The organism is Aeromonas sp. R2-4 (genome assembly GCF_040908365.1).
Lineage (GTDB): Bacteria > Pseudomonadota > Gammaproteobacteria > Enterobacterales > Aeromonadaceae > Aeromonas > Aeromonas veronii.
Genome location: NZ_JBFODO010000052.1, coordinates 121,377 through 145,052 on the forward strand (window position 1 = coordinate 121,377; position 23,676 = coordinate 145,052).

The following is a 23,676-nucleotide window of genomic DNA, read 5'->3' on the forward strand; positions in this document are numbered from 1 at the left end:
ACTGCCAAAACCGTGCTTTATGATGACAATCCTTTATTGCGGCGGATACTTTGATCCCGGTCACCGAATCGGATCATTTGCCCCCTGTTGGCCGCTTGTTCTGCCCTCGTCATGATGCTTTACTCAACATGGTCATCACAAGAAGGAGTATCAGGGTTGAAAGCATGGATGCTGGCAGGCCATATGTTGTTGATCCCCCTGATCGGATGGAGCCAGACTCCCCCCCCCGCGGAGGTGATCTTCCTGACCGCCGCTCCCTCCCCCTTGCGTCCGAGCAAAGATGCCACTCCTTCCTCACAACCCGACACCGCTCAAACAGCGGCAGTCGCCACCAACGGCAAGAAGCAGATCCAGGTCTATAAATCGGTGCAGCAAAACGGGGTGGTTCGCTACTCCGACATGGCGCCCGAACAGGGCCATTACGAACTGCTGCTGTTCAACGACTGCTTCGCCTGCGACCCCAAATCCAGCGTCAACTGGCAGACCACAGGACTGTTTCTCTATGACTATGCCAGCACCATCAAAGCAGCAGCAAAGACCTATCAGGTTGAGCCGGCGCTGATCCGGGCGCTCATTCACGCCGAATCGGCTTTCAATCCACTGGCGGTCTCCCGCAAGGGGGCGATGGGGCTGACCCAGCTGATGCCCGCCACAGCGCGGGAGCTGGGGGTCGGCAATGCCTTGCTGGCGGAGCAGAATATCTTCGGCGGGGTGAAATACCTGGCGGGACTGCTCAAGCAGTATGACGGCAACGTGGCGCTGGCGACCGCGGCCTACAACGCAGGCGCGGGCGCCGTACAAAAACATGGCGGTATCCCGCCCTATGCGGAAACCCGTGCCTATGTGGAGCGCGTCCAGCTCCTCCACCTGCGCTACAAAGAGATGCTGCAGGCCAAAGGGCTCTGAGGTTAGCCTCGGTTAATGCTCTTTTCTCGCCCCTCCAGAAACAAAAAACACGCCCGCAGGCGTGTCGATACCACACTTTGTTTCGCAAATGATTACTTCTGCTCAGTCGCCACCAGGCGATAAGCCAGCGCACCCAGAATGGCACCGACAATCGGGGCAACCCAGAACAGCCACAGCTGGCTGATAGCCCAGTCACCGACAAACAGCGCAACACCGGTACTGCGGGCCGGGTTGACCGAGGTATTGGTCACCGGAATGCTGACGAGGTGGATCAGGGTCAGGCACAGACCGATGGCGATCGGCGCGAAACCGGCAGGCGCACGGCTATCGGTGGCGCCCATGATGACGAACAGGAAGAAACCGGTCATCACCATTTCGCATACGAGTGCGGCAGTCAGACTGTAACCACCCGGAGAGTGCTCACCGTAGCCGTTGGAAGCAAAACCGGCAGAGAGATCAAACCCGGCCTGACCGCTGGCAATCACGTAAAGCACGGCAGCGGCGGCAATGCCACCCAACACTTGCGCCACGATATAAGGCAGTACACCGGATGCCGGAAAACGACCACCCGCCCACAAACCGACGGTCACGGCCGGATTGAGGTGGCAACCGGAGATATGGCCGATGGCAAACGCCATGGTCAGCACAGTCAGACCGAAAGCCAGCGAGACCCCCAGCAGACCAATCCCGACGTGAGGGAAGGCTGCAGCCAGCACGGCACTGCCGCACCCGCCCAATACCAGCCAGAAAGTGCCCATAAACTCAGCAGCAACAGGTTTCACATTATTTCTCCCATTTGAGATAACACCGAACAAGACCCGAGAAGGGCCCATGCTTGAACAAGCGCAGCATTATGGGAGTGTGAGCCCAGATTGCGAACCCGGCAGGCAGGGCTCACTGAATGTGATATTCGTCACAATTTGTTGATTAGATAAGGGATTTATCATTAAGACAGCCGGCTGCACATCTCATACCCAAGGGCGTCATGCGACAACTTGTGACACCATTTAGCTCGAGTGCTCATCCCTTGAACGATAAAAACGGAGGCGTGGTCAGTCTCCTGCAGGGGCAAAACGGCTGACAACCTGCCCCTGATGCTCAATCCACTCCATAAACATGGCGACGGGACGGGCATAGACCTGACCATCCTGCTCGGATTGATAAATGACCAGCTGCTCCTGGGTTTCGGTATGCAGAGCCAGGGCAAGCACTTGATAGTAACCCCCCTTGAAGTGACGATAGCGGCCTGGAACGGGTGCTTGCATGGGAAAACCTCGCAGAAGTGAACACCGATGAGCGAACCACATAAAGATGACACCATGAGTGCCATTCAACTCATCGAAAAGGGGGACGAAGACGATTTTTTACACAAGCCAATCGTGCCACAGGATCCGGATATTGCAACACAGTCAGGCAGCTTTGTTAATTCGTTCCCCATGTTTCACTAGTTAACCTTGGTTAGCACCAAAGATCGTGCTGAATTTAACGCTCTAGCAACCCTGTTTTAGGGCTAAAAATCAGGGAATTCTTCTAAAAAGAGGATTGTTCTAGCATTCAATTCTGTGAAGAATAGGGGAAAAGAAATTTGATACTAAAAATCGCCTTTTTCGCCAACGCGTCCCTGTGGGGAAGGAATCACTGTCACCATGTTCACAATCGACAAGTCGCACAAGCTCGACGATGTCTGCTATGACATCCGCGGCCCGGTGCATAAAGAGGCTCGCCGTCTCGAAGACGAAGGCCACCGCATTCTCAAGCTCAACATCGGCAACCCGGCCCCGTTCGGCTTTGATGCGCCGGAAGAGATCATCAAGGATGTCATCCTCAACATGCCGCTGAGCCAAGGCTACTGCGACTCCAAGGGGCTGTTCTCTGCCCGTAAAGCGGTGATGCAGTACTACCAGCAAAAAGGGATGCGCAAGGTCGATATCGACGACATCTACATAGGCAATGGCGCCAGCGAGCTGATCGTGATGGCGATGCAGGCGCTGCTCAACAATGGCGACGAGATGCTGGTACCCTCCCCCGACTACCCGCTCTGGACCGCCGCCGTCACTCTCTCCGGTGGCCATGCGGTGCACTATCGCTGCGACGAAGGGGCTGACTGGTATCCGGATCTCGACGACATCCGCGCCCGTATCACCCCGCGCACCCGCGGCCTGGTGCTGATCAACCCCAACAACCCGACCGGCGCCGTCTACGGCAGCGAGTTCCTGCTGGAGGTGATCGAGATCGCCCGCCAGCACAACCTCATCATCTTCGCCGACGAGATCTACGACAAGATCCTCTACGACGATATCTCCCACACCAGCGTCTGCACCCTGTGTGACGATGTGATGGTGGTGACCTTCAACGGCCTCTCCAAGGCCTACCGCGCCTGCGGCTTCCGTCAGGGCTGGATGGTCATCACCGGCCCCAAAGGCCGTGCCCGCGGTTATATCGAAGGACTGGAGATGCTGGCCTCCATGCGGCTGTGTGCCAATGTGCCGATGCAGCACGCTATCCAGACAGCCCTTGGTGGCTATCAGAGCATCAACGAGCTGATCCTGCCGGGCGGTCGCCTGCGCAAGCAGCGGGACAAGGCGTGGGAGCTCTTGAACGAGATCCCCGGGGTCTCCTGCGTCAAACCCAAGGGGGCGCTCTACATGTTCCCGCGCCTCGACCCCAAGGTGTATGACATCCGCGACGATCAGAAGATGGTGTTCGACCTGTTGCAACAGGAAAAGCTGCTGCTGGTACAGGGCACCGGCTTCAACTGGCCGGCACCGGATCACTTCCGGCTGGTGTTCCTGCCCCGCGAAGAGGAGCTGGAAGATGCCATCGGCCGCCTCGCCCGCTTCCTCAAGGGCTACAAGCAGTAAGCAAAGCTCATGAAAAAGGCTCCCGCGGGAGCCTTTTTGTTATCTGTCGTTGTATCCGTGCCATCAGCCGTGCAGCAGGGCACCTGCCACCAGCACAGCCATGGTGATGAGGGCTACACCGATGATAAAGGGCAACACCCAGCGCACAAAGCGATCGTAGGGGATCTTGGCGAGCGCCAGACCTGCCACCAGATGGGCGGCGGTAGGGGCGAACAGGTTGATCCAGCCGGAGGCGGACTGATAGGCGGTGATCACCAGATCCCGGGAGATGCCGGAGAAGTCCGCCAGCGGCCCCATCAGCGGCATGGAGACAGTCGCCAGCCCCGAGGTGGAGGGGATAAAGAAGCTCAGGATGATGTGCACCAGATAGGCCATCAGGATGAAGACCGACGAGGAGAGCCCGCTCACCAGCCCTTCGGCCCAGTGCAAAATAGTGTCGATGATGACGCCCTGCTCCATCACCACATAGATGCCGCGCGCCACCGCAACCACCAGTGCCACCCCGATGAGATCCCGAGCGCCGCTCAGGAAGGTGGCCACATAGTTGGATTCCGGCATCCGGTTGATCAGCGCAATCAGGATGGAGGCGCTAAAGAACAGGGTGGATAGCTCGTCAAACCACCAGCCAAAGGTGGGCAGCACGTCGATCCCCAAATCGGACCAGGGCACCACCGCATAGATCATCAGCAGGAAGGTGCCGAAGAAGACCAGCATGGTGAGCTTCTGCTTGCCGGTGAAGGCGAGGTTGCCGCTCTTCATCTGGGAGAACTCGTCGTCATAGGTGATGTCGGCCAGCACAGAGCGGGATTTGTCCTGTTGCACCTGCTTGGCGTAGCGCATCACGAACCAGGAGGCGAAGATCACCAGCAGCAGCCACTGGATGACCCTAAGGCCAATCCCCTCACCGATGGGGATACCGGCAAAACCGGAGGCGATGCCGGTGGCAAACGGGTTGACGGTAGAGGCGAGCACCCCGACCCCGGAGCCGAGCAGGATGATCCCCGCCGCCACCATGCGATCGAAGCCCGCCGCCATCATCACCGGCACGATCAGCGCCCAGAAAGCTACCGTCTCCTCCGCCATGCCGAAAGTGGAGCCGCCGAGGGCAAACAGGGCGATCAGTACGGGAATAAGCAGCCGCTCACGGCCGGCAAAGCCGCGCACAATGGCCCCCACCCCGGCATCGAGCGCACCGCTTTGCATGGTCACCGCGAGAAAACCACCGATGATGAGCACGAACAGCGCCACGTCGGCCGCCTTGTGAAAGCCCTGAATGGGAGCTTTGAGCACTTCGAACACCCCCTGCGGGTGGGAGGGGAGTTCGGTGTAGCTGCCGGGCACCGGCAACAGCCGCTCGTCGCCGCTGTAATCGGCCACGGCCGCTGCCGCCACCGGCTGCTGGGTCTTGGCGGTGACATAGTCATATTTGCCCGCTGGCAGCACCCAGGTGAGGGCGGCCATCAGGGCGATGATGATGAAAAGCAGGGTATAAACTGTGGGGAGTTGGCGCTTCTTGGGCGCCTCGTTTGGAGTGGTCATAGCTTCCGTACCTCGGCAATGCCGTCTGTGATCCGATCAGCGCAAGACTAGCGGGTTTGATATGGGAAAAAGGTGATCGCTGATAATAAAATTCCGCAAATTAGCGGAATGTTTGCCAAAAAAACAGGGCCCCGCGGGGCCCTGTTTTCACTTGAGTCAGACTCAGAGCTCGACCACGTCGAATTTCACATCCGGATTTACATCCGCATCGTAATCGACCTCATCCAGACCGAAACCGAACAGGCGCAGGAACTCCTGCTTGTAGCCGGTGTAGTCAGTCAGCTCGGAAAGATTCTCGCTGGTAATGGATGGCCACAGGTCGCGGCAGGTCTGCTGCACATCTTCGCGCAGTTCCCAGTCATCCATGCGGATGCGAGCCTGATCGTCCAACGCCATGTCGGAGGTGTAGAGACGGGTGCGCATCATGCGATCCACCTGCTCCATGCAGCCCTCGTGAATGCCCTTCTCCTTCATGATCTTGAAGGCCATGGAGATATAGAGCGGCATCACCGGAATGGCGGAAGAAGCCTGGGTCACCACGGATTTGAGCACGGCCACGTGAGCGGTGCCGCCGTTGGCAGCCAGATCGCTACGGATGGCGGCGGCGGCGCGGTCCAGATCTTCCTTGGCGCGGCCCAGAGTGCCATGCCAGTAGATTGGCCAGGTCAGATCGGTACCGATGTAGGAGTAGGCCACGGACTTGGCGCCGTCAGCCAGCACACCGGCATCACGCAGGGCAGCCATCCACAGCTCCCAATCCTGACCGCCCATCACTGTGATGGTGTTCTGGATCTCTTCCTCGTTAGCCGGCTCGACGGTGGCGGTGATGATCTGATCCTTGTTGGTATCGATGGCGGTGGTGGTGTAGACCTCACCGATCGGTTTGAGGGCAGAGCGCACCACTTCGCCGGTTTCCGGCATCTTGCGCACCGGAGAGGCCAGGGAGTAGACAACCAGATCAATCTGACCCAGATCCTGCTTGATAAGCTCGATCACCTTGGCACGGCACTCGTTGGAGAAGGCATCGCCGTTGACGCTCTTGGCGTAGAGGCCCGCCTCTTTAGCTGCCTTGTCGAAGGCGGCAGAGTTGTACCAGCCAGCGGTACCGGTCTTGGACTCGGTGCCCGCTTTTTCAAAGAAGACGCCGAGGGTGGCGGCGCCGCTACCGAAGGCAGCCGCAATCCGGGAGGCCAGGCCATAACCGGTGGAAGCGCCGATCACCAGCACCTTTTGGGGACCATTCTCGATGGTGCCCTTGGCCTTGGTATAAGCGATCTGGCGACGAACATTGGCTTCACAACCGACCGGATGAGTGGTGGTGCAGATAAAGCCGCGAACCTTGGGTTTGATGATCATATGGGGTCTCGGATCCGTTTAATGGATGAAATCGGGGCATAAGATACCTCATCTTGCCGCGATAAGGTGCTCTGATGTGTTGAACTGCGGCAAAAATGGCCATCCAGGGTGACGGCTGCCGTCAAAAATGCACAATTTTTCGGAAAGCGTCACTTCATCAGTCCGGTAATTAATCTCCCCATATATATGGAAGTCGATAACATGTTTCAACGCAGGTGCAGTACGACCAACATGATACAAAAAGGCCCCGAACTCTCGGGGCCTAGGGGTAATGTCATCGAACTATATCAAGCGGCATGTGAGCGCCATTTAAAATGATTAATCTGTGCTCTCATTGACTTGGCCATCTCATCAAGACGCTGACACTTGGCCGATACATGGGCTGCCGAGTCCGAGGTATGTACTGCGATATCGGCAATATTGACCATGCTGCGCGTCATCTCTTCGGTGACTTTGCTTTGCTCTTCGGCTGCAGCGGCGACCTGCACATTGAGATTATTCAGATCATCCACCGCACTCACAATTTCTTCCAAAGAGACACCACACGTCAGCATCAGGGTATTCGTCTTCTCCACTTCAGATAATCCGATATTCATACTATCAACAGCCATAGTTGCATTCTGTTGCAGGCGATTGACGGTGTTCTGGATTTCTCCGGTAGAGTTTTGGGTGCGCTGAGCAAGTACCCGGACTTCATCAGCCACCACCGCGAAACCGCGCCCCTGCTCACCCGCTCTGGCGGCTTCAATTGCCGCATTCAGTGCCAGTAAATTGGTTTGTTCGGCAATCGAGCGAATAACCCCCATCACCTGAGTAATGTTATTGCTTTCGATAGCCAGGTTTTGCAGCACAGTGGATGTATTTTGCAATTGACCAGAGAGCAGAGCCATATTCCCAATGGTCTCCTTGACAACCGCTTGCCCCTCTTCTGCCTTGTTTTCAGCCTGACGGGCGGCAATTGCAGCACTATTTGTATTCTGGGCGATTTCGTTAACCGTTGCGCTCATCTCATTCATCGCCGCAGCGCTCTGATCTGTCTCCAGACGCTGCTGGGCCATTTGCTCTGCACTGGTTAGCCCCAGCTCGTTCAGTGCATCGGCGCCTGTCGATAACTGTTCGGCCACGTCATCCATTTCGCCAATCAATCTGCGGAAATGGCTAACCATATCATTCAGCGCCCGTGCGACTTGCCCCAATTCATCTTCCCGAATGACGGGGACGTTGACGGTCAAATCCTGCTCATGCTGCAATTTGTAAAGTGCTCTGCGCAAAGCGGTGAGCGGTTGACTGATCCCGCGAAAAATCCAGATCCCCAGCACGGATAAAGCGAACAGGGCAATCCCGGTGATGGAGAGGAAGGCAAATGAAAAATCAACGGCCAGACTTTCCAGGGTACCAACATGCTCATCTGCAAATCTCAGCTGGAGTTCAACCAGCTTGCCCAGCTCCTCATTAAAAGGATCAACCGTGCTGTATAACTGATGAATTGCCTTATCAAGAGGCGCTTTTAATGAAAGATCACTCTTAATACTATCCAGTGTAATGTCGGCTTTGTTCATCAATACCTGGGCAGACTCCGCTATCGCCCGCTCTTCCGCAGACATCTTCTGGGCCATGTAACGCTTCCATTCCGTTGCGGCTTTTAACTGCGCTTCAGTAACGGAACGTTTTGCCTCTTCACGGGTGATTAAGCCAACATGCGCTTTATTGATCGCATCAACGACACTGACCGCATACAAGTCTGAAATCAGCTTCAGTTCGGATAACTGCTGCACCTCCTCTTCATTCACCTGATGGGCAGCCTGATTCATCAGGCGCATCCCCCAAAGGGAGAGAGTGCACAGCAAAATCATACAAAACAGCGGTACCACAACCAGCATCAATAATTTGCTACGAACCGAGATCCCTTTCATGGTGTCGTCCTCATACTCAGGCCACTGGTCGTTTAATATGCAATTGATACACCAAGCATCACGCGACCACTCATTTCAATACAATCTCCCGCTTACCTCATTAAAAAGCGCGGTCTGTGCACCATAGTGCAATGCAAGTTGCAACCTGTTCGCAAAACCAGACCTTAAACACATCACCGCAGAAGAAGGGCTAATGCCCTTATTGATAATGCGCTTTTTGAGTCTATTCATCATTTCGTTGATGTCTAATCTTCGCAAAGCAAAATCCGTAGCGCGTTGCAGCCTGCATCGTCCATGCACTGATGGCGGCAACGTCCACGAAACTAGCAAGCAATGCGAGTGATGTGGCCATCCTGCAGCTTATAGAAGGCATCTTGGGGCAACTCCTGTGACCAGGTCGCCTCATAGTCGAGATCGGCATAGACGCCACGCAGCATGGCACCGAGCAGGCCGTGGGAGATAACGATGGCCCGCTCGGCAATGGCAGGATCCTGCAACCACTGGTGTGCCCGGAGCTGAATACTCTCGAAGCTCTCGGCCCCCGGTGCCTGCAGATACCAGTCCCCCTTGCCGGTATCGAGCTCGGGATGAGCGAGCCGCAGCACCGGGATCTGGCAGCTCTCCCACTCCCCCATACCGAGCTCCATCAACCGATCGTCCCAGACGATGCGATCTGCCGTCAGTCCCAACTGCTCGCACACCAGCAGTGCAGTCTGACGGGCGCGACCGAGCGGGCTGGCATAGACGGTCCAGCGGGCGGGATCCGCCAGTTCGGCGGCAAGGCGCCGCCCCATGGCGATGGCTTGCGCCTCACCCTTGTCGGTCAGATCGGAGTTGCAACGCCCCTGCAGACGCTGCTCGGCATTGAAGCGGGTCTGGCCGTGGCGCAGCAGATAGATGAGTCGAGACATGATTTCTCCAGCACGTTCAAAGAGATAGAAAAATAAAGGGGGAAGATGATAGCAGATGAGCCCGAAGGATGGCCCAAACAGAGAGGCTAAAACGGGCGTAAAAAACGGGTCAGGGTTGACCCGTTTGCTGCCAATTTGGCCAGAGTGTGTCGGCTCAGCCCTTCTTGATCTCCCGCAGATAGCGGTAGATGGAGTGGACCGAGATCCCGAGCTGGCGCGCCGCAATCTGGGCGCTGTCTTTCAGTTCGAAGATCCCCATGTCGTGCAGCTGGTTGACGATGACCCGGGTCTTCTGGGACGGAGGCACCGCCTCGTTGCCGCGCACCTCGGCACTGACGGTGTCGATGGTGCTGTTGAGCGCTTCGTCGATGTTGCGGGCGAACACCTCCGGGGTGGCATGGCTCTCGTGGGGATGCATGCACTCCGGCATCATGGTGCGCAGCACGGATTGCAGCGGGGCATCCATGTCGCTGTTGATACAGAGCAACCCGATGGCCCTGTGCTCCCCGTTGCGGATCACGGTCGTGATGGAGCGCAGCGTCTTGCCGGTGGCACACTTGGTCATGTAGGGGCTGGAGATATCCTGCCCGCTCTTGAGCTTCATCATCGCCAGGTTGGTGATGGGGGCGCCGACACTGCGGCCGGTGATATGGCCGTTGGCAATCTTGACGATCGAGGGATTGCGCGCATCCAGACTGTGGAGCAGCACTTCGGTGTGCTGACCATACATGGCGGCGATGCCGTCCACAATGTTCTCCATCGACTTGAGGATCTCAAAATCGCTCGGACTCAACTCTTGCAGCTTCACAATGGGACCTTCTTGCAAGGGTTGCTGCCGGACAATGGACGCCGGGCAGCAACCGACAGGGACATCAGGCGGACATGATATCAATAATGGTGCTGTCTGTGGCAGACATGCCCTCCTTCACCATCTGGCCGACGTTGCGGATGGTCTGATCCACGTCACCTGCGACGATCCCCTGCCCCGACACCGAGTGGCTGTTGAGGGCCATCAGGAAACCGCGCACCGCCGCGCCGGAGGAGGTACTCACCTTCATGGCGCAGGAGGCCTTCGCCCCGTCGCACACCATGCCGGCACTGTCGCTCAGTACATTCTGGATGGCGAAGCAGGATTGCTCGAAGCTGCCGCCCGCCAGATAGACCATGGCCATGGAGGCGGCCGCGCTGGTCACGGTATTGCCACAGAAGGCCGACAGCGGCGGATAGTGGGACTTGATATAGATGGCGCCCAGATGGCTCATGATGAGGGCGCGAGCCAGCTGCTCTTCGCTGGCCGCAAAGCGCTCGGCAATCACCATCACCGGAATGGTGGCGGCAATGCCCTGGTTGCCGCTGCCGAAGTTGCTCATGGCTGGCAGGGTCGCCCCCCCCATCCGGGCATCGGAGGCAGCCGCCGTCATCATCACGATGCGGTTCATCACATCCTCGCCGATAAGACCGGCATCGATGTTCTGCTGCATGGTGCGGCCGATCTCGAGACCATAGGGGTTGTTCATCCCCTCGGCAGAGAGCTTGCCGTTGAGCTCGGAAGCTTTGAGGATGAACCTGATCTGATCGAACTCCACCTGGGTAGCGAACTCGTAGATGGCGGCGATGCTGATATCGACGCCATCGCAGATGGAACCGGTTGCACCACCCTGGCTCTGATCGGCGGTGAAGGTCACCTCGCCATCGCGGCGCTGCTCGACGATGCGGGTATGGCCGCCGCACAGGGTCACTTCGGCGCTGTGCTCTTCACCCTTGTCATCAGTGCCATAAACGGTCACGCGGCAGAAGATAAACTCGGGGGCGGCGGTGCGGCTCACCTGCACCTTGCTGGCATCGATCAGCTGCTGGGCACGATCCACCTGTGCTGGCTGGATCGCAGCCAGCACCTCCAGCCCGGCATCGGCGTTGCCGCCGATGGCACCGGCCGCGGCCGCAATGGCCAGACCGATCTTGCCGGTGCCCGGCACATAGACACCCATCGAGTTTTTATAGAGGTTGTCCGACACCGCAACCTCGAGGCGACCGGGCTCACCCCCCAGTTGCCGGACGGCGACCGCTGCGGCATAGGCGGCGGCGATTGGCTCGGTACAACCCAGCGCTGGTTTGACAACCTGTTGAATAATCTGCAGATACTGCTGCCACGCTTGTTTCATCACTTGAACCTTTTTATCAGCATTAACGAGCGATATGGGCGATCGCTTCCACTTCAACCTTGACGCCCATCGGCAGATCCTTCACTGCGAAGCAGCTGCGCGCCGGACAATCTTTCTGGAAATAGGCTTTATAGACCTCGTTGAACGCGGCAAAATCGCTGATCTCGGCGAGGTAGCAGGTGGTTTTGAGCACGGTATCCAGCGAGCCGCCAGCGGCTTCCAGCACGGATTTCAGGTTTTCCAGTGACTGGCGGGTCTGGGCGGCAATCCCCCCTTCCACCACACCACCCTGCTGCTTGCAGACCGGCAACTGACCGGAGGTAAAGATGAGGTTGCCATAGGCAGTGCCGTGGCTGTAGGGACCGATAGCGTCAGGTGCCGCTGCTGCTGTGATGATGCGTTTCATATAGCCACTCCTGTTTGTGCAATTTTTTTTGCAATCATGAATCTCATTCCGTTCAACATTATTTGCTTTTTATTTTATCCATTCAACAAAAAGATACAAAAATGGCGTTTAAAGGCACCTTTCGGCCTCAATATAAACCGTGATCACCATCCTGATTTGAACAAAAGTACTCTTATGGGCATTGTTTATGATAGTTTCATTCAACTATATTTGCGCCGCTTTCCCACATCCCTACAAAAAAGAAGGTTTTAATGGACGCGCATAGCACTACACTCGCCAGCCCCGTGATGGGCACGCTGGAATGGAAAGAAGCGGTTCGCTTCGACAGCACCGACTGGGGCTGGATCATCATGAGCATCGGCATGGCCATCGGCGCGGGGATCGTCTTCCTGCCGGTACAGGTGGGTCTGATGGGCTTGTGGGTCTTTCTGCTCTCGGCGGTGATCGGCTACCCCGCCATGTACATGTTCCAGCGCCTCTTTATCAACACCCTGGCCACTTCGCCGGAGTGCAAGGATTACCCCAGCGTCATCACCGGCTACCTTGGCAAGAACTGGGGTGTGCTGCTCGGCGCGCTCTACTTCGTGATGCTGGTGATCTGGGTCTTCGTCTACTCCACCGCCATCACCAATGACAGCGCCTCCTTCCTGCAGAGCTTCGGCGTCACCGACAGCCTGCTCTCCGAAAACCCGCTCTACGGTCTGGTGTTGATCTGCGGTCTGGTGGCCCTGGCCTCGCGCGGCGAAAACCTGCTGTTCAAGATCTCCACCTTTATGGTGCTGACCAAGATCAGCGTGGTCGCAGTGCTCGGCCTTATGATGGTGGACAAGTGGGATGCGGCCAACATCACCGCCATGCCCGCCGCCGGTGACTGGATGAAGGATGCCATCATCATGCTCCCCTTCACCCTCACCTCCATCCTCTTTATCCAGAGCCTGAGCCCCATGGTGATCTCCTACCGCTCGCGGGAAAAGTCGCTGGAAGTGGCCCGCTTCAAAGCGATGCGCGCCATGAATATCGCCTTCGGCATCCTGTTCGTGGTGGTGTTCTTCTACGCGGTCTCCTTCACTCTTGCCATGGGCCACGATCAGGCGGTTAAAGCATCCGAGGAGAACATCTCCGCGCTGGCGATGGTAGCCCAGGGGATGCCCGGCCAGACCCTCAAGCTCCTGAGCCTGACCCTCAATATCTTTGCGGTAATGACCGCCTACTTCGGCGTCTATCTGGGCTTTCGTGAAGCCTGTCAGGGGCTGGCAATGAACCTGCTGCGCCGGGTGCTGCCGGAAAACCGCATCAACAAAGGATTGGTGGGTAAGGGCATCATGGTGTTTACCGTCATGCTCTCCTGGGGTGCCATCGTGCTCAACGCACCGGTACTGAGCTTCACCTCCATCTGCAGCCCCATCTTCGGCATGGTGGGTTGCCTCATCCCGGCTTATCTGGTCTATCAGGTACCGGCGCTGCACAAGTACAAGGGCACCACCCTCTACATCATCATCGTCACCGGCTTGCTGCTCTGTGTCTCGCCCTTCCTGGCGTTCAACTGATCGGTTTCCCCTTATCGACCGCGGGTCACCTTCGGGTGGCCCGTTTTCTATTGGTGCGGCTGACCGCGCCTCCGCCCGAAAGTAAAAAGCCAAGGGGATCACAACTTGCAACCGGCCATCACCCAAGGGAGGCCGCTCGGAGTACTATTCAGGCAACACGACTCACGCCTGCACTCAGGTATCGAGGCTTAACATGAAATGGATTTTCAACCCCGCCATCCGGCTGGGCAATCAGCTCTCCTTCAAATACAAATTCCTGCTCTGGTCCTGCCTGATGCTACTGCCACTGGCCTACAGCATGACCAATCTGCTGGGGCGGCTGCAGGATGACAACGTCCAGGCCAACCGCGAGCTGGCGGGAGTGGTCAATCTCACCCCCGTGCCCGCTATCGAGCAAGCCCTGCTCACCCATCGCAATCTGGTAACCCGTCACGCCTATGAAGTGGATCCGGTCGGTGATGATCAGGTCAAGGCAGCCGCACAAACAGTTGATCAGAGCCTGCAAGCCTTTGCCGACACCCGCCAGAACACCCCCTCCTTTGAGGTGATCCAGCAGGGCTGGGCCGCCCTGCAGAGTGAAGCGGGCAAGCTGGAAGTGGAGCAGAGCAACCTGCGCCACGACAAGCTGTTGACCGAGGTGCGCCACCTCTACAAGCACATTACCGCCAGTAGCAGCCTGATCCAGGATCCGGCGCTCGGTACCTACTACATGGTGATCCTCGCCAGTGAGCGGTTGCCGCAACTGCGCGACCTGCTGGCTCAGGTGCGGGATCGCGCCGCCACCATCGCCGATTTCGGCCTGTTTCAGGCCGAGGGCTACAGCGGCCTGCGTTTTCGTCTTGATCTTATCAGCGCCACCCTGCAGGAGCTGGAGGCCGATCTGACCCTGCTCTACCAGATTGAACCGGCCTACCGCGCCGAGCTGGGTCAGCAGACCGATGCTCTGATACAGCTGGTGCGTCAGGGGGTCGAGACCATTGAAAACAAGATGATGAAGGATCAGCTGGTGCAGCTCTCCACCAAGGAGGTGCAAGCACTGGGGGATAAGATGGACGAGGCCATCACCGCACTGGCAGGCCAGGTACGCCAGCGGCTGGAGGCCGACCTGCATCAGCGGCTGGCCGCCAACCAACGCCACTTCTGGTGGGTCACCGCGCCGCTGACCGTCAGCTTGCTGCTCTACCTCTACCTGATGATCGGTGCCTATCTCTCCCTGCGCGACACCGTTGGCCGGGTACGAGAGATCGCCGCCCGGGTCAACGCCCAGGATCTCAGCCAGCACATCGAGATTGTCGGTCAGGATGAGCTGGCCGCCATCAGCCGGGATTACAACGTCACCCTGGAGACCCTGCGCACCCTGATGAGGCAGGTACGGGAAAACGGCGTCACAGTAGTGGAGAGCGCTACCGAGATCGAAGCGCGCACCTGCCGCTCGCAGGAGGTCATTGCCGATCAGCAAGGGGAGACCCATCAGGTCGCCACCGCCATCAAGGAGCTGGCCGCCACGTCACAAGACATGGCGGGCAACGCCCTGCAGGCTGCCCGCATGACTCAGGAAGCCCAGCAGGTGGTGGGTCAGGGCGAGGCCGTGGTCGATCGCACCATCAAGGCGATCGACCATATCAACCGCGAAGTACTGCGCACCGCCGAGAGCATTGGTCAACTGGAGCTGCAGTGCAGCCAGATTGGCGGCGTCATCAGCGTGATCCGCGGCATCGCCGAACAGACCAACCTGCTGGCCCTCAACGCTGCCATCGAAGCGGCCCGGGCGGGTGAGCAGGGTCGCGGCTTTGCGGTGGTGGCCGACGAGGTGCGATCTCTTGCCAACCGCACCCAGGGGGCTACCGTCGAGATCCAGCAGATGATTGAACAGCTGCAATCCGGCGCCCGCGCCTCGGTCACCGCCATGTCGGCGGCCAGCCATGAAGCGCAGGAGGGGGTCGGGCTAGCGCAGGAGGCGAAACAGGCTTTCGGCGCCATCACCGAGAAGGTGGATCGAATGGTCGATACCAACGCCATCATCGCCAGCGCCATCGAGCAGCAGGGCGCCGTGGTCAACGAGATCGAACGCAACGTGGTGCGCATCTCCGATGGCAGTGACGAGGCGCTGCAGGTCGCCAACGAGGCGCGCGATGCCGCCCGCCAGATCCACCAGCTCACCGAACAACTGCGCGCCATGGTACAGAGCTTCGTGCTGTAACAGAGCGCTGACAAGCCGGGCTCAACGTGAGCCCGACATTATCCCGGTCTCGCCCCTGCCCACAACATCTCGGTTGCTCGGATCATCCAGAAAATCTCTGCGACCCACTTGCCGGGCAGATACCAACAAAGTAGTCTCGAACGAAAACAAAATGTGGCATTCCTGACACGCACGGTCTGCGATGTCGAGGGAAACCAAGCCGCCTGCGAGCCACAGATTAAAACCAGCGTCACGTCATCTATCACCCGCTTCAAGCGAGGATTTACCCATGGCCAGATACCAGTTTTTTACCATTCCGGCGTCCAATCGGCAGCAATACACCTTTATCGACATGGCATCTCCGACTTTTCTGAGTGAAAAGGCGGCACTGCTGACCCAAGGATTCGAGGTGGAGGAGGACTTTATTGACGCGACCAGTCCACGGGAGGCCGTCGAGAAGTACCAATCCAATTTTCTCTATATAGCGGATGAGATAGGCAAGTCCGATAGCAGCTACGCCGCGGCCGTCGCCATGCTGGAGATTGGCAAGGGGTTATTGGGCAATAAAAACCGCTGAGATAAGGTACAGCGGTGAAGAGTGGTGGCCATCGTGGCAACGCGCCCGATGGCCATATGGCAAGATATCAATTCGGTAAGTCAGAAGCGCCCCAGCTGCTGGAGCATCTCGATCAGCTCCTCTTCGCTGCTCGGCTCATAGGCCAGCTGAAGGCTCGGCGCAGCGCCCCCCATCAGCATGTAGACGTTGGTGCTGCAGTGGTCGTAGTGATACCACTTACCGTCGATACAGACGTCGGTATAGCATCTCGGGTCCCTTTTCAGTTCCATATGCACATCCTTTTGTTACATCCCATCAACATCACTCCTGACCGTAAGACAACCCGCTGCGACCTATCTTGATACAGATCAAGATGTGCAACGGCTGTACTCCTGCGGACGCAATTCCCGCAGTTTTCCTCCCGGATGGCGTTGTGTAGCGCAAGTCCCCGTTCTTCTCTTCCCTGACTTGAGCCTGACTACACTTAGCCCTGTCGACCCACACCACCATCTGGAGTCATACCGATGAAACCGAGGCTTTCCACCCCCACGATTTTCTCGCTCTTGCTCTGTAGCGCACTGCTTTTGCAGCCTGCTCTTGTGCAGTCGGCCAAGGCTGCCATCGACCCCAAGCCTGCCAGCGAATTTACCATCAAGGCTAACCAGCAGGTGCTCACCACCCTGCCCTTCAATGACAAACAGGATTTCGAGGATGCCCAGCGTGGCTTTATCGCCAAACCGGAGACCCTGACCATCAAGGATGACAAGGGCAACGTGGTGTGGGATCTGGAGCAGTACAAGACCTACATCGGCCTCGACAAGGCCGCGCCGGAGACCGTCAACCCCAGCCTGTGGCGCAATGCCCAGCTCAACATGCAGTACGGCTTGTTCAAGGTCACCGACAAGATTTACCAGATTCGCGGCTTTGATCTCTCCAACATCACCTTTATCGAAGGCAACAAGGGCTGGGTGGTGTTCGATCCGCTGATCTCCCCGCAAACCGCCAAGGCGGCGCTGGCCTTCATCAACAAGACCCAAGGGGAGCGCCCTGTCACCGCGGTGGTCTACAGCCACTCCCACGTGGATCACTACGGCGGTGCCGCCGGTCTGTTCAACTCGCTGGACGAGGTGAAAAAGAACGGCGTCGAGATCATCGCGCCGGAAGGATTTACCGAACACGCGGTGTCGGAGAATGTCATCGCCGGCAACGCCATGGCTCGCCGCGCCGTCTACATGTACGGCGCCCTGCTGCCGCGCAACCCGCAGGGGGGCGTCAATGGCGGTCTGGGGCAAACCACTTCCACCGGCGTGCCCTCGCTGCTGCTGCCAACCCGCTTTATCACCAAAACCGGTGAGACGCTGACGGTCGATGGCGTCAAGATGGTCTTCCAGATGACTCCGGGCACCGAAGCCCCGGCCGAGATGAACACCTGGTTCCCGGACAGCAAAGCATTGTGGATGGCCGAAAACACCACCAACACCATGCACAACATCCTCACCCTGCGCGGCGCCCAGGTGCGTGATGCGCTGAAGTGGGCCAGCTTTCTCAACGAGACCATCGAAACCTGGGGTGATCAGGCCGAGGTCAAGTTCCAGAGTCACCACTGGCCACGCTGGGGCAATGCCAACATCACTGACTACTTTAAAAAGCAGCGTGACCTCTACAAATACATCCACGACCAGTCGGTGCGCCTGATGAACATGGGCTACACCGGCGAGGAGATCTCCGAGCAGATCACCCTCCCCCCCGAGCTCAACGACTTCTGGCCGAACCGCGGTTATTACGGCACCCTGCGCCACAACAGCCGCGCCATCTATCAGCGCTATATGGGCTGGTACTCCGGCAACCCCTCCGATCTCGACAACCTGCCCCCAGAAATGGTCGGCCCCAAATATATCGAGTTCATGGGGGGCGAGCAGGAGGTGCTGAAAAAGGCCAAGGCCTCGTTCGACAAGGGGGAATATCGCTGGGTAGCAGAAGTGCTCAAGCATCTGGTGTTTGCCAACCCGAACAACACAGAGGGCAAGCTGCTGCTGGCAGATGCACTGGAGCAGCTGGGCTATCAGGCTGAATCCGGCCCGTGGCGCTCCGTCTATCTGCAAGGCGCCTATGAGCTGCGCAATGGCGTTCCCAATGTTGGCGGAACAGTCACCGCCTCACCGGATACCATCCGGGCCATGAGCCCCAGCATGCTGTTTGACTATCTCTCGGTGCGCATTAATCCCGAGAAAGCGGCGGGCAAGAAGATGGTCATCAACATGGCGTTCACCGACATCGAGGAGAAACATACCCTGAGTCTGGAGAACTCGGTGCTCAACCACACTACTCGCTATGCCGCCAAGCCTGATGTGACCATTACCCTGAGCAAGAAGACGCTGGATGATATCCAGCTCGGTCAGGGCACCATGGAGCAGAAGATCGCCAACGGCGAGATCAAGATCGAGGGTAATCAGCAGAAGTTCAGTGACTTCATCAGCCTGCTCGACAAGTTCAACTTCTGGTTCAACATAGTGACGCCATGATGCAACGCACCTTGCGCGCATGCATGGTCCTGCTCTGCCTCATCCCCGGGATGGGGCAGAGCTGTGGTTATGATGCCCTTTATCCTAATCCGTTCGAACAGAGCTGGCCGGGGACGGTCAATATTGCCATGGCGACGGCGACTGCGGTGAGCCGTGAGCAGTTACCCCCCTTGGCAGCCCTGACAGGCGAAGCCGGCTTCTCCCGTAGCCAGGCATGGCTCCAAACCCTCAAAAGTCGACTCCAGCAGGCAGGGGTAGGCGGCGGGATCTCCATCCTGCTTATCGACTCAGGACTCTGGTCCAGAGTACGAGGCAAGGAGTCCCTACTGCTCCAGCTGCACACCAGCGGCCCAAACCCAAAAGACCGGGTGATGCTGCTGAGTGAAGCCGCCATCAACGCCATGTTGAATGGGTCACTCACCATCGAGCAGGGGCTGCAATTGGGTATTGTGGCGCTGCAAAGAGACGACAATCAGCAGTTGCAGCGGGATCTGCACAAGGCGCTGAGCTCGCAGACCTGACCACCACAGGAGAAACAGATAGGACAAAGGGAGGCAAATGCCTCCCTTTTTTATGCCTTCACCGCGAACGTCAAGCGCGGGCGCTTATTCGTCTTCCAGATAGGCGTAGCCTTGCAGGCCCAGCTCCAGCTCGTCGAGCAGGGCTTTGCGAGTGGCATCGTCCAGCGCCGGGTGAGCGGCGATCCGCTGGTAGTTTTCGCGGATCACGGACGGGTCGATGTTGACGTAACGCAGCAGCTGGTCGACGGTGTCGCCGCGCACCACGTTGCGAATGTCCATCTTGCCCTCTTCGTCCAGCCACACTTCCGCGCAGTGGGTGTCACCAAACAGGTTGTGCAGATCCCCCAGGATCTCCTGATAGGCACCGACCAGGAAGAAGCCGACGTGGCACTCTTCGTTCTCGCCGTAGACCGGCATCGGCAGGGTGCTCTCGACCCCCAGACCGTCGACATAGTGCTCGACCTGACCGTCGGAGTCACAGGTGATATCCATCAGGATACCGCGACGGCTAAGCGGACGATCGAGACCCGCCAGCGGCATCACCGGGAATACCTGACCGATACCCCAGGCATCCGGCAGAGACTGGAACAGGGAGAAGTTGGCAAAGCACTTGTCCGCCAGCTTTTCACTCAGCTCGTCAGCCAGCGCACGGTGGTTGCGGTTGACCGGGTTGAGCATCTCTTTGAGTGCCAGACAGGTGTTCTGGTGCAGCATCTCGGCCCAGGCACGCTGTTCAAGGTTCAAGAGGCCCATGGTGTACTGGGTATTCACGTCACCCAGATCAGCCACCGAGTCATGGAAGATCTCCAGCAGGGAGGGATCTTCGCTGCGCAGATCCAGCCAGCCTTTCCACATGTTCTGCAGAATGGTCGGTGCATCTTCGTCCGGCGCGCTGATGTCGTTCATCTCCACCCCTTCGGCACCAATGATGTTGGTGACCAGCACGGCGTGGTGGGCGGTCAGGGCACGGCCAGACTCGCTGATGATGGTCGGGTGCGGCAGGTCGAACTCGCGGCAGACATCGCCGATGCCCCATACCACGTTGTTGGCGTACTCGGAGAGGCTGTAGTTGGCGGAGCAGTGGCTCTGGGAACGGGTTCCCTCGTAGTCCACACCCAGGCCGCCACCGACGTCCACGACTTCGATGTTGGCACCGAGGCGACGCAGTTCAGCGTAGAAACGGCCGCACTCGCGGATGCCGCCCTGAATGTCGCGGATATTGGCGATCTGGGAACCCAGATGGAAGTGCAGCAGTTGCAGGCAATCCAGCTTGCCCAACCCGCGCAGACGCTCGATCAGCGCCAGGATCTGGGAGGCGGAGAGACCAAATTTGGACATGGAGCCGCCGCTCGATTCCCACATGCCGGAGCCGGTGGAAGCGAGCTTGGCACGCACCCCGATGTTGGGTTTGATGTTGAGACGAGCTGACTCGTCCAGCACCATTTCAAGTTCGGAGGGCTTCTCCACCACGATGTAGACCTTGTGGCCCATCAGGTTGCCCAGGAGGGCGTGGCGGATATATTCGCGGTCTTTGTAACCGTTGCAGACGATCACCGAGCCTTGCTCATGGTGATGGGACAGCACGGCCAGCAGTTCCGGTTTGGAACCAGCTTCCAGGCCAAGCCGGGGCTTGTCGCTGTAGGACTGGCTGATGGTCTCGATGACACGACGCTGCTGGTTTACCTTGATCGGGTAAACACAGAGGTAGTCCCCTTCATAGCCTGACTTCTCGATGGCCTGACCAAAGGCGTTGAACAGCGCATCGACCCGACTCTTGAGGATGTCGGGGAAGCGCAGCAACACGGGGGTGGTCAGCCCGGACTGACGCAGCTGTTCGATGGCATCAGAGATGACGATATGCGCGTCAGGGCGTGATTTGTCGGGGGCGACGGTCACATGACCGGCGTCATTGATATTGAAAAAACCCGCACCCCAGTAGGGAACGTTGTAGACCTTCAAGGAGTCCTTGCTGGACCAGTTAGTCATGGGCTATGCCTCGCAAATGAGCGACCCAAAGTCGCCTTCGTTACCCTCAATCACATCCAGACCATCTAGTGCAGAGTACGGCGAGCGCTGCCATCACGAGACGCAGCCACCCAAACCAACGCTTTGCACATCGCGGCAAGCCAGAGGCTGCCTGGTGGATCTTGGGGAAGTAACGAGTCTTGATGTGGGGCTGGTGGCTTTACATCAAGCTCAACGGTATGCGGTGCCACTATGCCGTAGCGCCGCGGTACTTTGATGACAGACGACATCAGCCACGCCGTCAGTTCATCATTCGGCAGCGATCCCGACAGAAGGAGAGGGTTCCAAGGAAGAGAAGCGAAGGCGCCAGCACGCATGCGTGTTGATAGACGACAACAACCACAGCCCAGCTCACCGTCAGTGACCGCCCATGACAAGGGAAGATGATGAGCCGGTGGCCCACTCGGTCAAATGAAGGATGAGAGTCTGTTGTTCTCCCTGATACCGGAGCCTAACCGGTATTAAAGAAACCATTCCCCAGCAGTGTCTGTCGTTTCTGCGTGCCTCGCCCTATAGGCGTATGATCGGTCGGGTTTCTGGCGGCTCTGCCTGCTTCAGGGTTGCCCTTGGATCGGCGCGGAGTGTACACACTTACCGCGGGCAGTGACAATAAAAAATAGTGTTCAAAATCCCCTTTTAATAAGTCGATCAAATCTTGCTGGCGGGCAGGCAGGCTCTGGGATGGCGCAGGTTATGCGACAGCCCGGTTTCCCCTTGAAAAGTGTGCGAAAACGCCATGGTTGGGCTGACGCCTTGCTGTGCGGTGGCTGAGGGGAATTTGGCCGCCACCGCCAGCGCCTAAATATCGTAATAAATGTAAAATTTATGCGTTCTCCCTCCCGGACGTTGCCCCGCGCGCCGCACATTCGCCGCTCTTCCCTTGCGTCAAAAAATGGGAAAAACCTGCGCTGACGCAATGAGTGCCCCGCACGGATTGGCCACAATGACCGCTCACAATCGGTTAGAGGCTGACTAATGGATACCCTGCTTGAGCGTTTTCTGCGTTACGTAACTTTTCATACCCGCTCCGATGAGACCAATCCAGCCTGCCCCAGCAGCGAAGGCCAGCTGATCTTTGCCCGCGCCCTGCAAGAAGAGATGAAGGAGCTTGGGCTAACCCGGGTCACCCTGGATGAACACGGCTACCTCACCGGCTGCCTGCCGGGCAACCAGCCGGACGCCCCCGCCATCGGCCTGATTGCCCACATGGATACCGCCGACTACGAGGCGGAGCACGTAGTACCGCAAATCATCGAAAACTATCAGGGCGGCGACATCTGCCTTGGCAAGGGTGACGAGGTGCTCGCCATCCGTGACTACCGCTTCCTGAAAAACTATCTGGGTCAGGACCTCATCACCACCGACGGCACCACCCTGCTTGGCGCCGACGACAAGGCGGGTATCGCCGAGATCCTCACCGCCATCGACCACCTGCAGGCCCATCCCGAGATCCCGCGCGGCGATATCTGGCTCGGCTTTACCCCGGATGAAGAGATTGGCCGTGGCGCCAACCTGTTCCCGCTGGAGAGATTCCCGGCCAAGTGGGCCTACACCGTGGATGGCGGCGAGCTGGGCGAACTGGAGTATGAAAATTTCAACGCCGCCAGCGCCACGGTGCGTTTTATCGGCAATAACGTCCACCCCGGGACCGCCAAGGGGAGCATGATCAACAGCCAAACCCTGGCCGCCCGCTTCCACGCCGCCATGCCTGCCGAGCAGACCCCGGAGTGCACCGAAGGGTATGAGGGCTTCTTCCATCTGGCCCAGATGAGCGGCACCGTGGAGGAGAGCACCCTGCACTACATCATCCGTGACTTCGACGACGAGCACTTTGCCGCACGCAAAGCCGAGATGCAGAACCGGGTGGCCGCCCTGCAGGCCGAGTATCCCAAGGCCCGCATCGAGCTGACCCTGACCGACAGCTATCGCAACATGCGCAGCCAGATCGAGCCGCACATGCATATCGTCGAGCTGGCCAAGGCCGCCATGGAGGCCGCCGACGTGGTGCCGAAAATCAAGCCCATTCGCGGCGGTACCGATGGTGCCCGCCTCTCCTTTATGGGCCTGCCCTGCCCCAATCTCTTCACCGGTGGCCACAACTTCCACGGCAAGCACGAGTTCATCCCGCTGCAATCCATGGAGAAATCAGTCGCCACCCTGGTGGAGCTGGTGCGCCTCACTGCAGCCTGGCGCGGTTAATCGGTAGCTGTCATTACCACGACCATCAAGGGGGGAGCCGGTTAACCGGCTCCCCCCTTGCTATCTGGCAATC

19 protein-coding genes are annotated in these 23,676 nt (G+C 58.2%); 8 read left to right on the forward strand and 11 right to left on the reverse strand.

Annotated elements, in window-relative coordinates; genetic code table 11:
- Positions 1-168: 168 nt before the first annotated feature.
- The gene (locus AB5Z05_RS19445) at positions 169-906 is read left to right on the forward strand and encodes a lytic transglycosylase domain-containing protein (RefSeq protein WP_368152834.1); all 738 of its coding nucleotides are present in this window, start codon (positions 169-171) and stop codon (positions 904-906) included.
- Positions 907-998: 92 nt separating this feature from the next.
- Here the strand turns inward: AB5Z05_RS19445 and aqpZ are convergent, their stop codons facing one another.
- On the reverse strand, positions 999-1,688 hold the full coding sequence (aqpZ, locus tag AB5Z05_RS19450) for an aquaporin Z (protein ID WP_005334357.1): 690 nt from the start codon (positions 1,686-1,688) through the stop codon (positions 999-1,001).
- Positions 1,689-1,958: 270 nt separating this feature from the next.
- A complete protein-coding gene (locus tag AB5Z05_RS19455) occupies positions 1,959-2,171 on the reverse strand; it encodes a DUF1653 domain-containing protein (RefSeq protein WP_005334366.1) in 213 nt (70 codons plus the stop codon).
- A 381-nt stretch (positions 2,172-2,552) separates the two neighbouring features.
- On the opposite strand from AB5Z05_RS19455, the gene AB5Z05_RS19460 reads away from it, so the two are divergent.
- Positions 2,553-3,767: a pyridoxal phosphate-dependent aminotransferase gene (locus AB5Z05_RS19460; protein WP_005334367.1), complete on the forward strand. Its 1,215-nt coding sequence runs from the start codon at positions 2,553-2,555 to the stop codon at positions 3,765-3,767.
- 63 nt (positions 3,768-3,830) lie between these two features.
- Here the strand turns inward: AB5Z05_RS19460 and AB5Z05_RS19465 are convergent, their stop codons facing one another.
- The 7 genes from AB5Z05_RS19465 to AB5Z05_RS19495 all read right to left on the reverse strand — a co-directional run bounded on the left by AB5Z05_RS19465 (position 3,831) and on the right by AB5Z05_RS19495 (position 12,054).
- Positions 3,831-5,306: a YfcC family protein gene (locus AB5Z05_RS19465; protein WP_263716769.1), complete on the reverse strand. Its 1,476-nt coding sequence runs from the start codon at positions 5,304-5,306 to the stop codon at positions 3,831-3,833.
- 162 nt (positions 5,307-5,468) lie between these two features.
- Positions 5,469-6,662 carry an enoyl-ACP reductase FabV gene (gene fabV / locus AB5Z05_RS19470; RefSeq protein WP_368152824.1) on the reverse strand — a complete coding sequence of 398 codons (1,194 nt, stop codon included), beginning with the start codon at positions 6,660-6,662 and terminating at the stop codon, positions 5,469-5,471.
- A 287-nt stretch (positions 6,663-6,949) separates the two neighbouring features.
- Entirely contained in the window at positions 6,950-8,575 is a 1,626-nt protein-coding gene (locus tag AB5Z05_RS19475) for a methyl-accepting chemotaxis protein (RefSeq protein ID WP_368152825.1), read from the reverse strand.
- Between the two features lie 323 nt (positions 8,576-8,898).
- A complete protein-coding gene (locus tag AB5Z05_RS19480) occupies positions 8,899-9,486 on the reverse strand; it encodes a histidine phosphatase family protein (RefSeq protein WP_236353417.1) in 588 nt (195 codons plus the stop codon).
- 154 nt (positions 9,487-9,640) lie between these two features.
- The gene (locus AB5Z05_RS19485; protein WP_005334376.1) at positions 9,641-10,294 is read right to left on the reverse strand and encodes a transcriptional regulator; all 654 of its coding nucleotides are present in this window, start codon (positions 10,292-10,294) and stop codon (positions 9,641-9,643) included.
- A 64-nt stretch (positions 10,295-10,358) separates the two neighbouring features.
- Positions 10,359-11,648: a serine dehydratase subunit alpha family protein gene (locus tag AB5Z05_RS19490; RefSeq protein WP_368152826.1), complete on the reverse strand. Its 1,290-nt coding sequence runs from the start codon at positions 11,646-11,648 to the stop codon at positions 10,359-10,361.
- 22 nt (positions 11,649-11,670) lie between these two features.
- Entirely contained in the window at positions 11,671-12,054 is a 384-nt protein-coding gene (locus AB5Z05_RS19495; RefSeq protein ID WP_064340989.1) for a Rid family detoxifying hydrolase, read from the reverse strand.
- A gap of 251 nt (positions 12,055-12,305) precedes the next feature.
- Here AB5Z05_RS19495 and AB5Z05_RS19500 point away from each other — a divergent pair, with 251 nt between their 5' ends.
- The 3 genes from AB5Z05_RS19500 to AB5Z05_RS19510 all read left to right on the forward strand — a co-directional run bounded on the left by AB5Z05_RS19500 (position 12,306) and on the right by AB5Z05_RS19510 (position 16,357).
- Positions 12,306-13,601: a hypothetical protein gene (locus tag AB5Z05_RS19500; protein WP_368152827.1), complete on the forward strand. Its 1,296-nt coding sequence runs from the start codon at positions 12,306-12,308 to the stop codon at positions 13,599-13,601.
- A 193-nt stretch (positions 13,602-13,794) separates the two neighbouring features.
- Complete coding sequence (locus AB5Z05_RS19505; protein ID WP_368152828.1) at positions 13,795-15,801, forward strand: methyl-accepting chemotaxis protein; 2,007 nt, start codon at positions 13,795-13,797, stop codon at positions 15,799-15,801.
- A 268-nt stretch (positions 15,802-16,069) separates the two neighbouring features.
- A complete protein-coding gene (locus tag AB5Z05_RS19510; protein ID WP_107685105.1) occupies positions 16,070-16,357 on the forward strand; it encodes a hypothetical protein in 288 nt (95 codons plus the stop codon).
- An 80-nt stretch (positions 16,358-16,437) separates the two neighbouring features.
- On the opposite strand, the gene AB5Z05_RS19515 is transcribed toward AB5Z05_RS19510, so the two are convergent.
- Positions 16,438-16,626, reverse strand: coding sequence for a hypothetical protein (locus AB5Z05_RS19515; RefSeq protein WP_005334402.1), 189 nt, complete (start codon positions 16,624-16,626; stop codon positions 16,438-16,440).
- A gap of 234 nt (positions 16,627-16,860) precedes the next feature.
- On the opposite strand from AB5Z05_RS19515, the gene AB5Z05_RS19520 reads away from it, so the two are divergent.
- Together AB5Z05_RS19520 and AB5Z05_RS19525 are read left to right on the forward strand one after the other, a co-directional pair.
- The gene (locus tag AB5Z05_RS19520; protein WP_127005738.1) at positions 16,861-18,858 is read left to right on the forward strand and encodes an alkyl/aryl-sulfatase; all 1,998 of its coding nucleotides are present in this window, start codon (positions 16,861-16,863) and stop codon (positions 18,856-18,858) included.
- Positions 18,855-19,379: a hypothetical protein gene (locus AB5Z05_RS19525; protein WP_368152829.1), complete on the forward strand. Its 525-nt coding sequence runs from the start codon at positions 18,855-18,857 to the stop codon at positions 19,377-19,379. The genes AB5Z05_RS19520 and AB5Z05_RS19525 overlap by 4 nt, the downstream gene beginning before the upstream one ends.
- Positions 19,380-19,463: 84 nt before the next feature.
- On the opposite strand, the gene speA is transcribed toward AB5Z05_RS19525, so the two are convergent.
- On the reverse strand, positions 19,464-21,365 hold the full coding sequence (speA, locus tag AB5Z05_RS19530; protein ID WP_139436500.1) for a biosynthetic arginine decarboxylase: 1,902 nt from the start codon (positions 21,363-21,365) through the stop codon (positions 19,464-19,466).
- Between the two features lie 1,014 nt (positions 21,366-22,379).
- Between speA and pepT the strand changes: the two genes are divergently transcribed.
- Positions 22,380-23,603: a peptidase T gene (gene pepT, locus AB5Z05_RS19535; protein ID WP_368152830.1), complete on the forward strand. Its 1,224-nt coding sequence runs from the start codon at positions 22,380-22,382 to the stop codon at positions 23,601-23,603.
- The last annotated feature ends 73 nt before the right edge of the window (positions 23,604-23,676 follow it).